The organism is Allobosea sp. NPDC055353 (genome assembly GCF_053644975.1).
In genome coordinates, this window is record NZ_JBSHMC010000001.1 from 2,518,480 (window position 1) to 2,535,405 (window position 16,926).

Sequence of the window (16,926 nt, forward strand, 5' to 3'; positions counted from 1 at the left end):
GCGTGTGCCGCTCCGCTGGCAGCCGCTGCGGCAACCTGCCCCCTTCTGACGAGGAAGTTTTGATCGCGATGGGCCCTCAGACCCGCCTATTGGCGCAGATCTCCGTGGCACATCTGATCAGCCACTTCCACTTCATGACGGTCCCTGCCCTGCTTCCCGTGCTCCCCAACGCGATGAAGGTCAGCTTCGTCGATCTCGGGATCGCGCTCGGCGTCTTCAACGTCGTCTCGGCCTTGTGTCAGGCCCCACTGGGCTTCGCCGTCGATCGCTTCGGAGCGCGGCGGGTGCTGATGTTCGGCCTGGCATTAGGAAGCTCCGGATTCGCGCTGGTGGCTGCCATCCCGACCTACACCGGGCTTCTTATGGGGATGGCGATCGCGGGGGTTGCCAATGGCGTCTATCACCCCGCTGACTATGCGCTCCTGTCGCAGAACATGGATGCCCGGAGAATGGGACGGGCCTTCTCCATCCACACCTTCGCCGGCTTCCTCGGCGGAGCGATCACACCGCCGATCATCCTCGGCATGGCCCTAGCATTCGATCTGCGATGGGCCTTCGCGACCGCCGCTGTTGTAGGCGTCATCACATTGACCTTCGTTTCGCTCGGAAGCAGAGGGATGCCCGCGGCTGGGCAGGCGGCCCATGCTGGCGAGCATTCGACCGATACACGGCAACCTGTTCGAGCCGCCCGCGCGACCATTCTGGTGCTCACACTCCTGTTTATGGTGCTGAGCCTCAGCACCGGAGCGATCGAGCGTTTCTCGGTGACAGCCCTGGTTCAAGGCTTCCAGGTACCTCTCTCGGTTGCCAACATCGCCCTGACCTCGTTCCTGTTCGCCAGCGCTTTCGGCGTGCTCGCCGGAGGCGTTCTGGCCGACCGCACCTCACGCCACGGCTTCGTGGCGGCGATTGCCTTCGCGCTGGCTGCGCTATTGGTCACGATGGTGATCCTGGTTCGCCTGCCGCCACCAATTTTGATCCTGACGCTCGGTGCCACAGGCTTCCTGACGGGGGTCGTCGCACCTTCCCGGGACATGCTGGTCCGTGCCGCGTCGCCCGCCGGTCAGGAGGGCAAGACCTTCGGATTCGTGTCGACGGGTCTCAATATCGGCGGCGTGATCGGGCCCATCCTCTAAGGCCTTCTGCTGGATAACGGTCTGGCAACCAGCGTCCTGTGGGCCTCGGTCGGTTTCATGATCGTGACCACAGCGATAGTGATCGCTCAAGAACTCCATCGCTATGATCGCCGGCGCGAAGCCATTTCGTCGCCTTAAGCCTGCAACCGCTATTCGCGCCGACCACCGCATTGCGGACCATTTCAATACAAATAAATCCGACTCACCGATCAATCCGGACGGCACCCCTTACTGGGCGGGCGAATTTCGATGGCCTTCGATCAGCGCGGCTGCGGCGGCATCTACCTGCACGGCATCGGTAGAACGGCCAAGCGAAAGCCTGACGGCACCGAGCGCCTCGCCCAGGGAGATGCCGAGCGCGAGGATGATCGCTGAGGGTTACGAGCTTCCGGCATGGCAGGCGGAACCGGTCGAGGCTGCGATCGCCGGCGTCGCTTCGAGGAGGTTGTTGCCGACCGCTCCTGGGAAGAGCACGTTCAGGGTATTCGGCAAGGTAAGCTCCCCACCCAATCGCCTCAGACGCGGCACGCCCCCAACAAGCGCTTGCCATAGCCGTTCCTTCAACGCGGCGATCCGCGTCGAATCCTCCGTCAACTGCTCCCGGGCGATGCGGCAGGCTCGTCCAAGCCCGACGATATAGGGAACGTTCTCCGTCCCGGGCCGACGGCCACCCTCCTGCCCTGCTCCGTCGAGCACGCTCGGGATGGCGTGTCCCCGTCGGAGGTAGAGGACTCCGATGCCCTTCGGCGCGTAGAGCTTGTGTCCGGCGAGCGTCAGCGCATCGATGCCCCAGGCGGCCACGTCGACCGGAACCTTGCCGAGCGATTGCGAGGTATCGACATGGATCGGAGCCCCAACCGAGCGCGCCGCCTCGGCGAGTTCCGCTACCGGTTCGAGCGTCCCGATCTCGTTCTAAGCATGAATAATCGTGACCAGCGCGGTTTCGTCATCGATGGCTGCGCGGGCCGCGGCCAGGTCGACGACGCCGTCGTCGTCAACGCCGATGCGACTGACGGCGAAGCCTTCCCGTTCGAGCCGGCGACACGACATCTCGGTCGCTGGGTGCTCAACCTTGCTGGTGACGATCCGCCTGCGGCTGACCGGAGCCACCGCAGCGAAGCCGCGGATCGCGTGGTTGCTCGCTTCGGTCCCGCCACCGTTGAAGATGATCTCCTCCGGCTTCGCACCGATCAGCTTCGCGACTTCGGCTCGGGCTTTCTCGATCGCAGAGCGAGCCGCACGCCCCAGCGGCGTGGTCGATTAGGCATTGCCGAACTGCTCGCGCAGGAAGGGGAGCATCGCATCGAGCACCTCGGGATCCACCGGTGTGGTGCCATTGTAATCGAGATAGATCGGGCGATCAGGAGCGGACATAGGCTTCGGATCCTTGGGAGCGTGCTTCGCCAACCTAACAGCTTCTCGCGAGCGGGGGGATGATCGCCAGTCATCGCCACCAATCCCATCGCGTGTCGCGGAACTCCGCGATGAAACATCGCGTTGCCGCTGCATGAAGCGAGCAATGGTGATGTCGGTGCCGCGAGCCACTTTCGAGCTGCTTAAGACCTTCCAGGTAGCCCTAGTGTGTGGATGCGCCTTGCTGGCACCGGCAGTCGCAAATGCCCTGACTGCCGACGAGGTCAACCGTTCTGGCCGCCCTCCGGCCACGAAAAGCAAGGTGACGCGCCCCAGCGCGTCGATCGTCAAGGCTCAGGTCCTACTGGCGCGTCAAGGGGTCTCTCCCGGGGAGATCGACGGGCTGGACGGCGACAACTATCGGAAAGCCATCGACCAGTTCCGCCGTCGTGAAAATCTCGGAATTGGCGAGATCATCGACGCACCGACCTGGCAGGCGCTCAAAGGGGATGGCAGCGCGGACATCGTCTCGGACTACGAGATGACGAATGAGGATATCAAGACCCGGTTCGTCAGGCGCATTCCTCGCGATTACGCCCGTCAGGCCCGAATGAAACGGCTCGGCTACAGGAACGCGCAGGAGATGTTCGCTGAACGCTTTCACATGAGCGAGGGCCTTCTCAGGGTACTCAACCCGCGAATGCACTATCGGAAGCGGGAGGAAACGCTGCACGTCGTCTCGGTCGGACGAACCCTTCCTTCAGACGAAGCCCGAACGGTCGAGGCCGACAAGACGAACGGAATCGTTCGCGCGCTGGATGCGACCGGAAAGGTGATCGCGCTCTATCCAGCCACCATCGGCAGCGAGGACACTCCGTCGCCGGACGGCGAATATCAGGTGATCCGCGTAGTCAAGAATCCGACCTATCACTATGATCCAGTGAAGAATTTTCAGCAGGGCAAGAACAAGCGCCGGATGGTGCTCCCCAGGGGCGCCAACAACCCGGTGGGGACTATCTGGATTGAACTATCGAAGCCGACCTTCGGCATCCATGGTACGCCGGAGCCCTCGCGGATCAGCAAGGCGTCGTCGCATGGCTGTGTCCGGCTCACCAATTGGGACGCTGAGGAATTGGCGCGGATCGTCAGGCCCGGCACGACCGTCCGCTTCCTGCAATAGGCGACCGTTGCGGCCGCTGGTTTGAATTGGCCCCCGGACAGGAGCCGCCCTCGTCTTCCGAAAATGACGAAGGGTGCTCGCAGAATTTCGTGATATCGACACCCGTCAAAGGCCTGTCGCTTCCGAGCCGGCGGGCGATCTATTTGATCCTTCCGCCCCGCCAATGACAGTCTTCAGGACTCCGAGGCTGCGACCTCTTCAGTGATCACTTCGAACTTTTGCAGGATGTGCGGCCCGAAACTGTGGATCATCGGAATGTCAGCCGCATCTCGCCCACGCGCCACGAGAACGCGACCGATGCGAGGCACGTTGTGCCGGGCATCGAATATGTACCATTGGCCGCCGAGATAGGCTTCGAACCAGGCGTTGTAATCCATCGGCGCGGGATCCGGCGGCACGCCGATATCGCCCAGGAAACCGTTGCAGTACCGCGCCGGGATGTTCATCGCGCGGCACAGCGCGATCGCGAGATGCGTGAAGTCGCGGCATACGCCGACGCCTTCGTTCATGGCTTGCGCGGCGGTACGGGTGGCACGGGCGAACTGGTAGTCGAACCGGATCTGGGCGTTGACGTAGTTGCAGATTTGCTGAACGCGATTCCAGCCTGGAGCATAAGTGCCGAACAGGCTCCATGCGGTCGCAGAGAGTTCGTCGACCTCGCAGTAGCGGCTGGAGAGTGTGTATTCGATCACGTCCGGCGGGAGGTCGGCTGGCCAGATTTCCGGGGCGCTCTTGTCCCATTGGTCCGGCTGACCGCTGTCTCGGACGAGCATGTCATTGCTGAAGGCAGCCCCGCCCGCCGGCACGACCACCCGGCGGCACAGATTGCCGAAGCCATCGGTGTATTCGGACGCTGCAAGCGGGCAGCCATCGCTCAGAGAGGTGATGCTGGGATTTGGCCCCTCAATAATGTCTCCGGCTCGGCTGGGATGGGGATCGAGTAGGAGTAATACCGGGGTTGGCTGAACGGTGGTGATCTCGATCCGGTAGCCGAGGCGGATTTCCATGAGGGCTCTTTCGCAAGTGACGCTCGAGCGCAACCGGCGAATTCAGGCGTCTGTTCCCGATCGTCTTGATGAGATTTTGCGCAGCTGGGAGCAGGATCGCAGCGACGCGGCTTCCACCGATGCCACCGCGGACTGCGGCGAAAGGATCACTGAAATAGAATCCTTTCTTGCGTCGCGCTCGGCGCTACAACCCCATCTCAATCTTCCCGACAGTGACGGGTGCCCGCCGCCGTAATGCAGGATTGAGGTGTCAGACCGCTGCACCTCGCAGCGGCAGTAGCCGTCACACCTCGCAATTGCTCCATCTAGGCGACGAACCTTCCAGCAATTGCCGCGTCGCTGGCATATTCATTGAGCGTCCGATTGGGACGAAAGAAGCGGTCGACTTCAATCCTGAGGCCCCCGATCCCTACCTCAGCAGCGAGCTCGCTGAGAACGATCATGCCCACCTCCGGCTCTCCGTCGTCGAGGTCTGCAAGCCCGAACAGGATGTCGTTGTCATCGGGGCTCATCTCAGAGACGAGCCAGGTGCGCCGATCCCATGGGCAGAAAAACTTCAGCACTGGGAGCGGGTCGATATGCTGATCGATCTTCGCCAAGCGGCCGTTCTCGAGAAGCTCGTGTCTTAGATTTTCGGGAATAGCCAACATCAAACGAATTCCAAGGGGCAAGGGAAGACAATTCCGATCGCTGAATCCGCGACTGGGACACTTGTTCAACGTAGTAGACGCGAGTCTCAGTGCTTCCGGCGCTGCTGACCGAGGCCCATCGACTTCGCGAGCTGTGAACGTGCTTCTGCATAGGCCGGGGCGACCATCGGGTAATCGTTCGGCAAGCCCCACTTCGAGCGATATTCCTCCGGTGTCATGTCATAGGCCGTCCGAAGGTGGCGCTTGAGCGATTTGAACTTCTTTCCGTCCTCAAGGCAGATCAGGAAGTCCGCTGTGATCGACTTCTTAATCGACACCGCCGGAGCTTGCTTTTCAGCAGGCGCAGGGCCGACCGGCTCATTGCCCAAGCCCGCTATCGCCGAATGCGTTGTGGCGATCAGCGCGGGAAGGTCCGCGGCCGGCACGCTATTGTTGGATACATAAGCCGAAACGATATGGGCGACGAGATCGATGATTTCGGCATTGGCTTCGGACATCGCATTCTCCCGGCTGCGACTTTGCGCAGCAATTAACTCGCTTCAGGGCGCGGTCATTATTGAGCCAGACTGATGAAGTCAAACTTAGGTCGGTGCGGCGATGGCTGCTTATTGGAAATGTGAATCTTCAGGAAGATAAGCCGAAGCCTCTAATTGTGACCATCGCGGCCTCGACACGGCGCAATCGCTCTGAGCCTCCTATCCTGCCAATCCGGTGCGCCGTATGGGTTATAGATGGCCGAGCCCACATATCGGTCCTTCGAACCATTTTGTTGCGGACAAGCCAGAAGGCGCTCCTTCCGCATCGCCCAAGGCGCCGAATATGTTGAGAGTTAGGTAGTTTCGCGCGGACAGGGGCCTAAGCGTCATTTCCAGTTTTCGGTTCGTCCACTGCGCCGATTTGCACATCGACGCCCCGCTGAAGTCGCTGGCGTTGCGCAACCCGGAACTCGCAGAGTTGGTGTCGAGTGCGACACGAACGGCTTTCGTCGCGACGATTGATCTATGCCTCGACGAAAAGGTCGATGCGCTGCTAATCGCGGGCGATCTCTACGACGGCGATCAGACCTCGATGAAGACAGCCGGCTTCATCGCCACGCAACTCCGCAGGCTTGATGAAGCTGGAATTCGGACGTTCGGGATTCGCGGCAATCACGACGCCGAGTCTCGGATCACCAAGGAACTCGTCTTTCCCGAAAGCGTCACGTTTTTTAAAGGTTCCGCTGCCGCTATTCCCCTGCCCGGCCTCAACGGTCGCCGAGACGTCGTTGTCCACGGGATCAGCTTCCCGAAGCCGCACGCCCCGGAAAGCCTGCTGCCGAAGTTCAAGCCGCCGGTCGAAGGCGCGACTAATATCGCGCTGCTGCACACGAGCCTTGCTGGCGCCGAGGGTCATGACCGTTATGCCCCGTGCAGCGTAGCGGACCTAGCCGGTGCAGGATTCGATTATTGGGCGCTCGGGCATATCCATAAGCGCCAGGTTCACCTCGATAGGCCAGCGATCGTCATGCCCGGCATCCCGCAGGGCCGGGACATCAATGAGAGCGGCGCCAAATCCGTCACTCTCATTACGATTGGCGACGATGGTGCGATCGCCATAGCAGAGCACCGCACGAGTACCGCTCAGTTCGAGCGTGTTTCGGTAGATCTGTCCGGGATCGAGGACTGGTCAGAAGCTATGCGGGCCATCGGGCGCAGACTGGCCGCGGAGCGGGACAGAACCGCGTCTGAGCACCTCATTGCCCGAATCTCGCTCATCGGCGCCACGTCCCTTAGTTGGCGGCTGCGTCGGGAGGGAGATTTCTTGCGCACCGAAGCCGAACAGCAGGCGGCGATCATCGGGAACACCTGGATCGAGAAGGTCTCCTCTGCCTGCTCGCCTCCGCGCGATGCCGCGATCGACAGCGCCGGCGCAGTCGCCGAGCTGTCGCAACTGATTTCCGAGGATGTCCTGCAATCTGACTCGTACCGGCTCGAAGCCAGCGAGCTGATTTCTGAGCTGCAGGGCGCGCTACCCCGAGAGCTCCACAAAATGTTTGGAAGCGACCCGGCAAGCTTCGAGAAGGCCGTCGCTGAATTATCCCAGGACGGCGCGCTCGACGTCATTGCCCATCTGCATGAAGCAGACCAGGAGCCGCGGATCTGATGCGGATCAGGCGCCTTGATCTCACCCGCTACGGCCGCTTCACCAATCATTCGATCGACTTTGGAGCCCCCGAAGCCGGGAAGCCCGATTTCCATCTGATCGTCGGTGCCAACGAGGCCGGAAAATCGACCCTTACGGCCGCCATCGTTGATCTGCTCTTTGGCATGGGTCAGCGCTCCCCATACGGCTTTCTACACGGCTATGACGGTATGCAGATCGGCGCCGCGCTTGAGCTTCCGAGCGGCGAGCGGGAGGTGGTGCGGGTCAAACGGGGGGCGAGGCTGCGCGATGCGAGCGGGCAAGCCATCGATGAGGGCATCCTGACGGCTGGCCTTTCAGGCATCGACCGCGAAGCCTACCGGATGATGTTCTGCCTTGATGAGGAGACGCTTCGAATGGGTGGCGAGAGCATTCTCGCCAGCCAGGGCGAGCTCGGACAGCTGCTTTTTTCTGCCAGCGCGGGCCTCGCAGCCTTCGGCCAGCGGCTGAGCAAGCTGCAAGAGATAGTGGACGCCTTCCATAAGCCGCGTGGCAGATCGACCGAGCTCTCAGCCTTCAAGGCGAGGCTCGACGAGCTGAAAGCCCGAAAGGAGGCTATCAACGTCCTCGCAACCACCCATGCACAGCTGATGCTGGATCGCGATGACGCCTCCGCGAAGTATGAGGCAGCGCTGTCCGAACGCAGCAAATCCAAGCTTCGCTTCGACGAGATCAACCGATATCTCGGCGTTCTGCCGGATCTCGTGGCCCTGAAGGGTCTCCGTTTGGACCTGTCAGCCCTAGCAGAGGTACCGCAACCACCAGCCGCCTGGGCCGAAAGACTGCCGGAGCTCATCGGCGCTGAGGGCCGCATCAAGGCAGCTTGTGAGATCGCGTCGGCCAATGTCGATAGAATCCGCCGCGAGCGCGACGGTATCCAGATCGAGCAAGTGCTCATTGACGCCGGGCCGGCAATCGATGCCCTGCGGAACAGCGAGGCGCGGTATGTCGCAGCTCTTGATATCTCAAAGCGAGAATCCGAGCTTGCCGTCATCGAAGGAAATCTGAAGAAAATCTCCGAACGTCTTGATCGTGCAGGAGAATTACCCGCGAAACTGGTGTTACCCGCCACGCTAGTTGGGAAGCTGCGCGGGCTGATCGATCGGCGTTCTGGCCTCCGCGAGAGGCTTCAGGCAGCCTCTCGCGAATGTATCCGAGCAAGCGATGCACTTTCTGCGGCAAAGCAGGTGCTCGCCTCGCTCGACGCCACCGACCAGGATGAAGTGCTCGCGGCGCGGGTTCGGCTGGCGCTCGACCAAGCCCGGGCAAGCGATCATGCTGCTCGCGAGAAGGCTGCCTTCCGCGTTGTCATCGGCCTCCAGGACAAACTCAAGGAGCAGCTAAATCAGCTTGGTTCCTGGAACGGTGACCTCGATCAGCTCGCAGCTATGAAAGCCCCGACGACACACCAGATCGAAGACTGGCGCCGCCGAGGCGAAGTGATCCGCCAAGCCAGTGTAAAACACGCTTCCGATATCGAAAGCCTGACCGACCGCATGGTCGAGCTCGCCGCCACCATCACCTCGATCAAGGCGGCGACCGGGCTCGTCGATGATGCGACTGCCCGCACCTCTCGTGTGGATCGCGATGACGCTTGGCGAACACATCGCGAGGTCTTGAGCGAAGCGACTGCAGCTGTGTTCGAAGCCGCGTTGAGAAATGATGACGGGATCACGGAAACCAGGCTCAGCCAAACCAGCCTTGCGGCCGATCTGAGGCAGGCCGTCCAGGCGGAGGCAACGACAGCCGCAAAGCTGCGGCGGGCAGAGCAGCTTCATACCGACACGCTGGCGTTGAAGGCAGGTCTGGACGCCGAACTGGCGGCGACCTTCATCGTGATCGGCTTGCCAAGCGACGCGCACGTTGCTGATCTCGAACGACTGCTGATGCGCCGCGCCTCGGCACTGGAGATCAGCGCACAGATCGAGGTAGCTTCAGCCGATCTCCGCACAGCCCAAGAGGATGGCGCCGCGCATGTTGAACGACTGGCGGCAGCTCTGAAATCGATTGGCGTGCTCCCATCCGAGAACGAGTTCGCGAACCTCCTGGTCGGCCTTCAAACAGCGATCGATCGCCGGACGACACTGCGGTCCGAGCTTTCCCACGCTGCAAAATCGCTCGAACAAAGCGTTACTGAGCTCGCCACCAGGCAGAGGGACGTTGCTGAGGCTCAAGCGGCTCAGGATGATTGGCAACAGGAATGGGACGTCACGGTCAAGTCCTGTTGGCTGAGCGAAGTGCCCTCGCCTCTCGGCCCTGACGAAGTCAGTCAGGTCCTCAACGTCCTTGCCGAAATCCCGCCGCTGGAAAGCGAACGCGAAAGCCTCAGCCATCGCATTGCGGCGATGAAGCGGGATCAGGACCAGTTCATCCAGGCTGTAAGCAGCGTTGCCAGCTCCCTCCAGATACCGGCCGACGAAGATGACCCTGTCAAACTCGCTGCGGACTTGCATCGGCGGCTGGAGACGGCTCGGTCCCACGAGCGCGAACGGAGCAGCAAGACGGCCGAACTCGAGCGAGCGGTGATCGTTAATCGCGACGCGCTGGAAGAGCTCACCCTTCACCGAGCGGATGTCGAAACGCATACCTCGTTTTTCGGCGTCGCGTCGCTTATGGAGGTCAGCGCAAAAATCGACGAGGCCAACCGGCGATCCGAGCTTGAGCGCCAGCTGAAGGTTCTGAGCAGCCGGATCACAGCAGCATGCCGAACGGAAACCTTAGAGGCCGCCGAAGCCATCCTCGCGGAGTTCGAGCAAACTGGTCTGGAGGCGGAGGCGGCTAGTCTCGCAAGTCGGCTCGAGGGGCAAGACCGTGAAGCTCACGAACTCCATGCCCGGCATCTGCAGGCCGATCGTGCACTCGCTGCGATCGGAGGCGACGACGCTGTAGCTCGTCTCGACGAAGAGCGGCGCACCGTCCTGGTCGAGCTCGAAGAAAAGGCCGTCCAATATGCGCGCCTGAAATTGGGCATAGCGGCCGCTCACCAAGCTCTGCAGATCTATCGGGATACCCATCGCACGTCGATGCTGCAGCACGCTTCCGATGCCTATCGGACGATCACGATGAGCGCCTACTCCGGGCTGGCCACACAACCGAATGGCGACAAGGAGATTCTTCTTGGCGTCATGGCCGGCGGCGGGTCAAAGCTCGCGACAGAGATGTCGACTGGCGCGCGGGCTCAGCTCTATTTGGCGCTCCGTATTGCCGGCTATCATGAGTTCGCCAAGACGCGTCCGTCATTGCCGTTCATCGCGGACGACATTCTCGAAACCTTCGATGATTTCCGCTCCGAGGAGGCCTGCCGCCTATTCGGTGGAATGGCAACCAGCGGTCAAGTCATTGTCGCGACGCACCACCACCACCTTATCGATATCGCACTCCGAGCCTGCTCAGACGTCACGGTGCACCAACTCGTATTCCAATAGGGTTGGGGGCCGAACTTCAGAGCAATCGGCGCCGGTGAGGCAAACCCGAGATCGCCCACCCGAACCTGGCAAATCATTGCTTGCGCTAGGACCGTGCTATCGCGCTGTCGAGCGTAAACTTTCCTCGGAGATCAATGAGGGCCAACGGAAGCCATATCCGACTTCGCCGACTTTCCCCGGAAAAGATGAGCACGAAAAGAGCCTAATGGATCTTAAAGCCGTGTTCGAGAGCCTCGCACCTTGAGCGACAGATTGGCATATTTGGAGAACTATGCCATGCGCGCTGGATGGCGCGAGGACAGAGCTTCATGTCGCGGACTTTCAGCTCCGGAATTCCAGCCAGGCTGATCATAGTCGCGGTATTCGCCGTCATCGTCATCCCGGGCATTATCTTCGCGGCCATTCTCATGAATAGGTACGCTGAAGTTCAGCGTGGCCGCTATCAACAGGAGGCAATCGAGGCGGCGACAACGGGCGCAGCCGTCGTCGATCGGCACATTCGCAGTTGGCAAATCACGCTTCAAACGCTGGGAACCTCAAGAGCCCTAAGGGACGGCGATCTGGAAGGTTTTTATCGCCAGGCTCTCGAGGTGAAGGCTTTCATCGGAGCTGACATCGGATTGCGGGACCTCAGCGGTCAGCAACTCGTCAACACCAGGCAGTCCTGGGGTAAAGAGTTGCCCTTCACTCCCTTCCCCGTCGACCAGCAGGTCATCGCGTCCGCGAGACCTCACGTCACTAACGTTTTCACCGGGGCGATCGCACAGCGGCCACTGGTTGCCGTGATCGTGCCGATCTTCGTCGATGGAGCGCCTCGTTACCTCCTGCATGTCGGCGCTGAAACGGCGCTATTTGCAGATGTCATCAAGCCTATGATCCCGCTTGGCTGGTTTGTGGCGATCGGCGACAGAGACGGCGTCTATGTCACGCGCTCGGAAGACCACGACAGGTTCACTGGGCAACCCGGGGTGCCGGCATTTCTGGCTCAAGCTGTCGGGAAGCAAGGCACCTTTGTCGGCAAGAGCGCATTAGGCGAGGAGATTCTGGTCGGATATGCGCGTTCTGAATTGTCAGATTGGCTAGTCGCCGCGAACATCCGCCGAAGTGTGGTTGAGCAGCCGCTTCGAAGCGCGGTCATTGCCTTGACCGCTGGCGGGGTCACGAGCCTGTTCGTCATGCTGATAGCAGCAACGCTTCTTTGGCGCCTCATCGGAAAACCCCTGCGTAGTTTGACCTTGGTTAGCGCGCGGCTGGGCAAATTCTCCGGACCGATCCAGGTGCCGACCAAGCTAACCGAATTCATCGCGCTTCGAGACGCGATGTCCGAGGCGTCTCAGAAACTCAATGCGAGCAGCGCCGAGCTTGAGGCCAAGGTCGCCGATCGAACCGCCGAACTAGCGCAGGCCAGCGAACTGGTGAGGGCGGAGGCCGCCGAACGCCAGCGTATCGAAGCGATGCTTGCGCAGGCTCAAAAGATGGAAGCTGTCGGTAACCTCACCGGCGGAGTCGCCCATGACTTCAATAATCTGCTGCAGGTCGTCGGAGGCAATCTCGAGCTGCTAAAAAAGGAACCGGGACTGAGTGAGAAGGCCCATACCCGCATCGCCAACGCCGTGGCCGGTGTGTCTCGAGGGGCGCAGTTGGCAGCGCAGTTGCTTGCATTCGGTAGGCGCCAGGCACTTGAGCCGAGGGTGATCAACGTTGGACGGTTTATCCGCGGAATGGACGATCTTCTGCGGCGGACACTCGGTGAAGAAATAGAGATTGAGACTGTCGTCGCCGGTGGGCTTTGGCACACGTTCGTCGACCCGACGAATGTCGAAAATGCGATCCTGAATCTGGCGATCAACGCACGCGACGCGATGGATGGTGCTGGGCGCCTAACGATCGAGGCGGGCAACAGCTACCTCGACGACGATTACGTTCGGTGGAACGCTGAAGCAGCGCGTGGGCAATATGTCGTCATCAGCGTAACCGATACGGGCAGCGGAATGCCGCCCGAGGTGCTAGCCAAGGTGTTCGAGCCGTTCTTTTCGACGAAGCCCGTTGGAAAAGGCACGGGCCTGGGTCTGTCAATGGTCTATGGCTTCGTGAGGCAGTCCGGCGGCCACGTGAAAATCTACAGCGAGCTCGGCCACGGTACGACCATCAAGCTCTACCTCCCGCGATCGCATGACACGGAGGATGTCATCGACCACAGTGATCAACTGCCTGTCATCGGCGGGACAGAGCAGGTTCTCGTCGTCGAAGACGACGATGCTGTGCGCGACACGGTCGTGAATATGCTTTCAGAGCTCGGCTATCGCGTTCTACAAGCGCCGAATGCGCAGAGTGCGATGTCGATCATCGAAAGCGGCACCGAGATCGATCTCCTTTTCACAGACGTTATCATGCCTGGTCCGCTGAAAAGCGCCGAACTTGCCCGCAGCGCGAAAGCAATTCTTCCGCGCCTCGCTGTCCTTTTCACCTCCGGCTACACCGAAAATTCCATCGTACACGGAGGAAGGTTGGACGAGGGTGTTCACCTTCTATCGAAACCATACACGCGTGAAGCCATGGCTCGGAAACTCCGGTATGTGCTTGCGGCGGAAAAGGCCCCTTCCCCACCGAACAGTTCTACCACATCTGATGACGCCGCTTCTTTGACGGTGCTGCTGGTCGAGGACGATGCCATCATCCGTCTGGATGCGGCCGAAATGATCGAGTCGCTCGGTCACAAGGTGCTAGAGGCTGGATCGGGTCGCGAAGCGATCGCCCTAGCCGAAACGCATACGATCGACCGCCTGATGACTGATATCGGGCTTCCGGACATAAGCGGCGTCGACCTCGCGACCCGCTTGAGAGAGCGCAATGCCGATCTGATCGTTGTATTCGCGACGGGTCGCAGCCAGCTCGACGGGTTCCAAATGGACAACCGGACCCGATTGGTTTCAAAGCCCTATGGCGCGGCTGATCTTGCTGCGGCGCTTGCAGCTGAGCGATTGCAAACCTAGCGGCAAGACCGAGTCCAGTTTTGCCCAGGGTGGATCCCGACCACTTGGCGCGGACAAAACCACCAAATGACATGGCTGGTTGTCGCTGCCGATCGTTTGCGATAGCGGCATGCCGCAATTCGAGCTGGCTGAGCTGGTTGCAATCGTGACGGAGGCCGGCGCGGGAGGGTCGGGCGGAACGTTCGGCGCGTTTTTCTATAATCAGATCGACGAGAACGGGGAGGCGTATCGCCCTTACAAATTAGCGGGCGTTCCGAGATCAGCCTTTGCCGATGTCGAAATGCCTCGCAAGACCGAGATTTTCGCGTCGATCTTTAACGGCTTGCGCGCTTTACATTCTGACGACATTCGAAAGGACCCGCTCTACGACCTGAACGGGCCTCATTTCGGGATGCCAAAAAGCCATCTGTCGGCTGTCTGTTATCTGGCGGTCGCGGTCATCTCGCGAGCCGGCATCGTGCACGGCGGCATTTTGTTGCCCACAACGAGCCTGGGCAATTCGATGAAGAGGCAGAGGAGATCGTCAAGGCGATCGCGGCCACGCTGCGATCTCAATCGAGAACGCCGCGCTCCTCGCAGAAGCGCGGCGGTAGGTCGTTATCAGGCGAGTAGCGCCTGAGCTGTACGCTCAGTCGAGTAAATCGGCGGGGACCTTGCCGCCGTTCTCGGAGAGCTTCTTGATGACTGCCTTGTGCAGCCAGACGTTCATCGTCGCCGAGTCGTTGGTATCGCCCGTGTAACCGAGTTCCTGCGCCAGTTCCTTGCGGGCGGTGAGGCTGCTGTCGATCTTGAGCGCCTTGAGCAGGTCGACAATGGACGTCTTCCAGTTCAGCTGCTGGCCGCTGTCCTTGGCCGCCTTGTCGAGGATCGGCGCGACGTCGACCTGCTGCGAGGCCATCGATCCAGGCGCAGTGCCGATGTTTGCCGTGGTCTGACCGACGGGTGTCCCTGCCGGCGACGAGGCTGGTGCGGTGGAAGTGCCGGACGGTGGGACAACCGCACCCGGTGCGGGAGCAGACGTTGAAGTGGCGACCGTATCGGCCTTGGCCTGGCCGAAGATGGCCTTCTTGATGCTGTTGAAAATTCCCATGATCAGGCTGCCTTCTTCGTCGCGGCGGTGTTGGCGGCGCCGCCGAGCTGCGTCAACGTCTTGTCGGTCTTGGTCTCCTCGGCGAGCGTCGCGTCGAGCAGCTTGACCGCATCCTTATGGCCGAGCTGCTGGGCCCACGCCTTGAGGGTACCGTAGCGGGCCATCTCATAGTGCTCTACGGCCTGTGCCGAGGCCACCAGGCCGGCGTCGATCGCCGGGCTGTCGCTATAGTCCTCAATGACCGCCTTGCCTTCCTCGATGATCCCGAGGATGGCGTCGCAGGTCTTGCCGCGCGGGGCCTTGCCGATAAGCTCGAACACCTCACCGAGGCGCTCGACGTGACCTTCGGTCTCTTCGCGATGGGTCTCGAAAGCCTTTTTGAGCTCGGGCGACTTGGCCGCCTTCGCCATCTTCGGCAGCGCCTTCAGTATCTGCTTCTCCGCGTAAAAGACGTCCTTGAGCATGTCGTGGAACAGGTCGTCGAGCGGCTTCGGTTCGGTCGCCATGTCTTCCTCCAGCGATGTGGCTAGTCGATGGTCTGAACGAACCCTGAGAGCCCGTGTTCCATTCCGCTCCGCTGGAACTTTCGGGGGCAATCTGCCGTTGGATTGTGCATCGCGGCATCGGCCGCACGCCCACGGGAGACCATCATGAAGAAGCTGCTCATTGCCACCTTGATCGCCTCCGCGACATCCTTTGGCGCGATCGCACAGACGTCGACGACCTCGCCGATGCCCGCCCCAAAGGCTGACGCCGACAAGAATGCCCCGCTGCCGGGCGCCAACAGCTTCACCGAGGGTCAGGCCAAGAGCCGCCTCGAGGCCAACGGCTATTCAAACGTTGGAGCCTTGAAGAAGGACGACAATGGCGTCTGGAAGGGCACCGCGACCCACTCGGGGGCGCAGGTCAACGTCTCCGTCGACTACCGCGGCAACATCACCCGCAACTGATCGGTGCTCGCACCGCGAAAACTGGAGAACGACATGACCCGTACCCTGACCCGTTCCTACGATAGCCACGCCACCGCCCGCTCGGTCGTGGACCAACTCGAGGCCGCTGGCGTTTCCAGCCGCGCCATCAGCATTGTCGGCAGCGACGGCAAGACTGACGAGACCAACGCCGCCGAAGGTGCCGGAATCGGTGCCGGCGTCGGCGGCGCCGCCGGACTGCTGACCGGCCTTGGCATCATGGCGATCCCCGGCGTCGGCCCGGTTGTTGCCGCCGGCTGGCTTGCCGCCACCGCCGCAGGTGCCGTCGCCGGTGCCGCCGCCGGTGGTCTGGTTGGCTCATTCGTGAAGGAAGGCCACGGTGAGGACGAGGCGAACTACTACGCCGAGACCGTTCGCCGCGGCGGATCGGTCGTATCCGTCCGCACCGAACCCGAGCATGAGGCAACCGTCCAAGCTATCCTTGACGGCGCCACTCCGATCGACCGTGCGACCCGCGAGGCTGACTATCGAGCTGGCGGCTGGTCGCGCTTCGACGAAAACGCCGATCCTTACGTTCGGGATGCCACCGCGTCGGGCCGAGTGCCGCCTGCCGTGATCTGACGGCGCGCGCATGTTGAACAACGGCCTCGGGCGACCGGGGCTGTTTTCTGTTTGGCGTTCAGACAAGCGCGAGAGCTTCTTTGCATGTTTCACGGCGGCTCGATTGATCGATCAGGCAGAACCTCTGAGAGTGATCGAGAGGCAGGTCATCAGGCGACGATCTCTCCCTCGGTCCGCAAAAGCGCGCCTTACCAAGAAGCGCAGCAGACGGAGCATGGGAGTGTCAGAGCAAGCGCGCCTGTGCAGGTTCGCGGTCGACTTCGTTCCGGCCATTTCGCCGCTCGAGCTCAATTTGAGCACTGAATCGAAGATCGACATCACGACTGGCAGCGCATTCTGAGAGTGCCGGCACGCTCAGCTG

At 61.2% G+C, this 16,926-nt stretch carries 15 protein-coding genes and 1 pseudogene; 10 read left to right on the forward strand and 6 right to left on the reverse strand.

The window, feature by feature from the left end:
• Positions 1-104 precede the first annotated feature (104 nt).
• Positions 105-1,136, forward strand: coding sequence for an MFS transporter (locus ACWIEX_RS11610; protein WP_454033159.1), 1,032 nt, complete (start codon positions 105-107; stop codon positions 1,134-1,136).
• Positions 1,137-1,385: 249 nt separating this feature from the next.
• Positions 1,386-1,511, forward strand: a complete 126-nt coding sequence (locus ACWIEX_RS11615; RefSeq protein WP_280140842.1) for a hypothetical protein — start codon at positions 1,386-1,388, stop codon at positions 1,509-1,511.
• 3 nt (positions 1,512-1,514) lie between these two features.
• Here ACWIEX_RS11615 and ACWIEX_RS11620 read toward each other — a convergent pair.
• Positions 1,515-2,384, reverse strand: a pseudogene (locus ACWIEX_RS11620) (cysteine desulfurase family protein).
• A gap of 346 nt (positions 2,385-2,730) precedes the next feature.
• Here ACWIEX_RS11620 and ACWIEX_RS11625 point away from each other — a divergent pair.
• Positions 2,731-3,669 carry a L,D-transpeptidase gene (locus tag ACWIEX_RS11625; protein WP_454033160.1) on the forward strand — a complete coding sequence of 313 codons (939 nt, stop codon included), beginning with the start codon at positions 2,731-2,733 and terminating at the stop codon, positions 3,667-3,669.
• Positions 3,670-3,842: 173 nt separating this feature from the next.
• Here the strand turns inward: ACWIEX_RS11625 and ACWIEX_RS11630 are convergent, their stop codons facing one another.
• Positions 3,843-4,676, reverse strand: a complete 834-nt coding sequence (locus ACWIEX_RS11630) for a transglutaminase-like domain-containing protein (protein WP_091862431.1) — start codon at positions 4,674-4,676, stop codon at positions 3,843-3,845.
• On the opposite strand from ACWIEX_RS11630, the gene ACWIEX_RS11635 reads away from it, so the two are divergent.
• On the forward strand, positions 4,675-4,911 hold the full coding sequence (locus ACWIEX_RS11635) for a hypothetical protein (RefSeq protein ID WP_139163632.1): 237 nt from the start codon (positions 4,675-4,677) through the stop codon (positions 4,909-4,911). The genes ACWIEX_RS11630 and ACWIEX_RS11635 overlap by 2 nt on opposite strands.
• Before the next feature lie 70 nt (positions 4,912-4,981).
• On the opposite strand, the gene ACWIEX_RS11640 is transcribed toward ACWIEX_RS11635, so the two are convergent.
• Positions 4,982-5,326, reverse strand: a complete 345-nt coding sequence (locus ACWIEX_RS11640; RefSeq protein ID WP_454033161.1) for a DUF2958 domain-containing protein — start codon at positions 5,324-5,326, stop codon at positions 4,982-4,984.
• A gap of 86 nt (positions 5,327-5,412) precedes the next feature.
• Complete coding sequence (locus ACWIEX_RS11645) at positions 5,413-5,823, reverse strand: Ros/MucR family transcriptional regulator (protein WP_091862437.1); 411 nt, start codon at positions 5,821-5,823, stop codon at positions 5,413-5,415.
• A 367-nt stretch (positions 5,824-6,190) separates the two neighbouring features.
• Here ACWIEX_RS11645 and ACWIEX_RS11650 point away from each other — a divergent pair, with 367 nt between their 5' ends.
• The 4 genes from ACWIEX_RS11650 (at position 6,191) to ACWIEX_RS11665 (ending at position 14,544) form a co-directional block, all read left to right on the forward strand.
• Positions 6,191-7,468 carry a metallophosphoesterase family protein gene (locus ACWIEX_RS11650; RefSeq protein ID WP_113584190.1) on the forward strand — a complete coding sequence of 426 codons (1,278 nt, stop codon included), beginning with the start codon at positions 6,191-6,193 and terminating at the stop codon, positions 7,466-7,468.
• On the forward strand, positions 7,468-10,932 hold the full coding sequence (locus ACWIEX_RS11655) for an AAA family ATPase (protein WP_454033162.1): 3,465 nt from the start codon (positions 7,468-7,470) through the stop codon (positions 10,930-10,932). The genes ACWIEX_RS11650 and ACWIEX_RS11655 overlap by 1 nt, the downstream gene beginning before the upstream one ends.
• Before the next feature lie 308 nt (positions 10,933-11,240).
• On the forward strand, positions 11,241-13,925 hold the full coding sequence (locus ACWIEX_RS11660; protein ID WP_454033163.1) for a response regulator: 2,685 nt from the start codon (positions 11,241-11,243) through the stop codon (positions 13,923-13,925).
• A gap of 79 nt (positions 13,926-14,004) precedes the next feature.
• Entirely contained in the window at positions 14,005-14,544 is a 540-nt protein-coding gene (locus ACWIEX_RS11665) for a hypothetical protein (RefSeq protein ID WP_142111728.1), read from the forward strand.
• A 9-nt stretch (positions 14,545-14,553) separates the two neighbouring features.
• On the opposite strand, the gene ACWIEX_RS11670 is transcribed toward ACWIEX_RS11665, so the two are convergent.
• Both ACWIEX_RS11670 and ACWIEX_RS11675 read right to left on the reverse strand, forming a co-directional pair.
• Positions 14,554-15,015, reverse strand: a complete 462-nt coding sequence (locus ACWIEX_RS11670) for a DUF3597 domain-containing protein (protein WP_454033164.1) — start codon at positions 15,013-15,015, stop codon at positions 14,554-14,556.
• Positions 15,016-15,017: 2 nt separating this feature from the next.
• A complete protein-coding gene (locus tag ACWIEX_RS11675) occupies positions 15,018-15,521 on the reverse strand; it encodes a YciE/YciF ferroxidase family protein (RefSeq protein ID WP_113584195.1) in 504 nt (167 codons plus the stop codon).
• A 144-nt stretch (positions 15,522-15,665) separates the two neighbouring features.
• Here ACWIEX_RS11675 and ACWIEX_RS11680 point away from each other — a divergent pair, with 144 nt between their 5' ends.
• Together ACWIEX_RS11680 and ACWIEX_RS11685 are read left to right on the forward strand one after the other, a co-directional pair.
• Positions 15,666-15,965: a PepSY domain-containing protein gene (locus ACWIEX_RS11680; RefSeq protein ID WP_055728248.1), complete on the forward strand. Its 300-nt coding sequence runs from the start codon at positions 15,666-15,668 to the stop codon at positions 15,963-15,965.
• Positions 15,966-15,998: 33 nt separating this feature from the next.
• Complete coding sequence (locus tag ACWIEX_RS11685; RefSeq protein ID WP_454033165.1) at positions 15,999-16,565, forward strand: hypothetical protein; 567 nt, start codon at positions 15,999-16,001, stop codon at positions 16,563-16,565.
• The last annotated feature ends 361 nt before the right edge of the window (positions 16,566-16,926 follow it).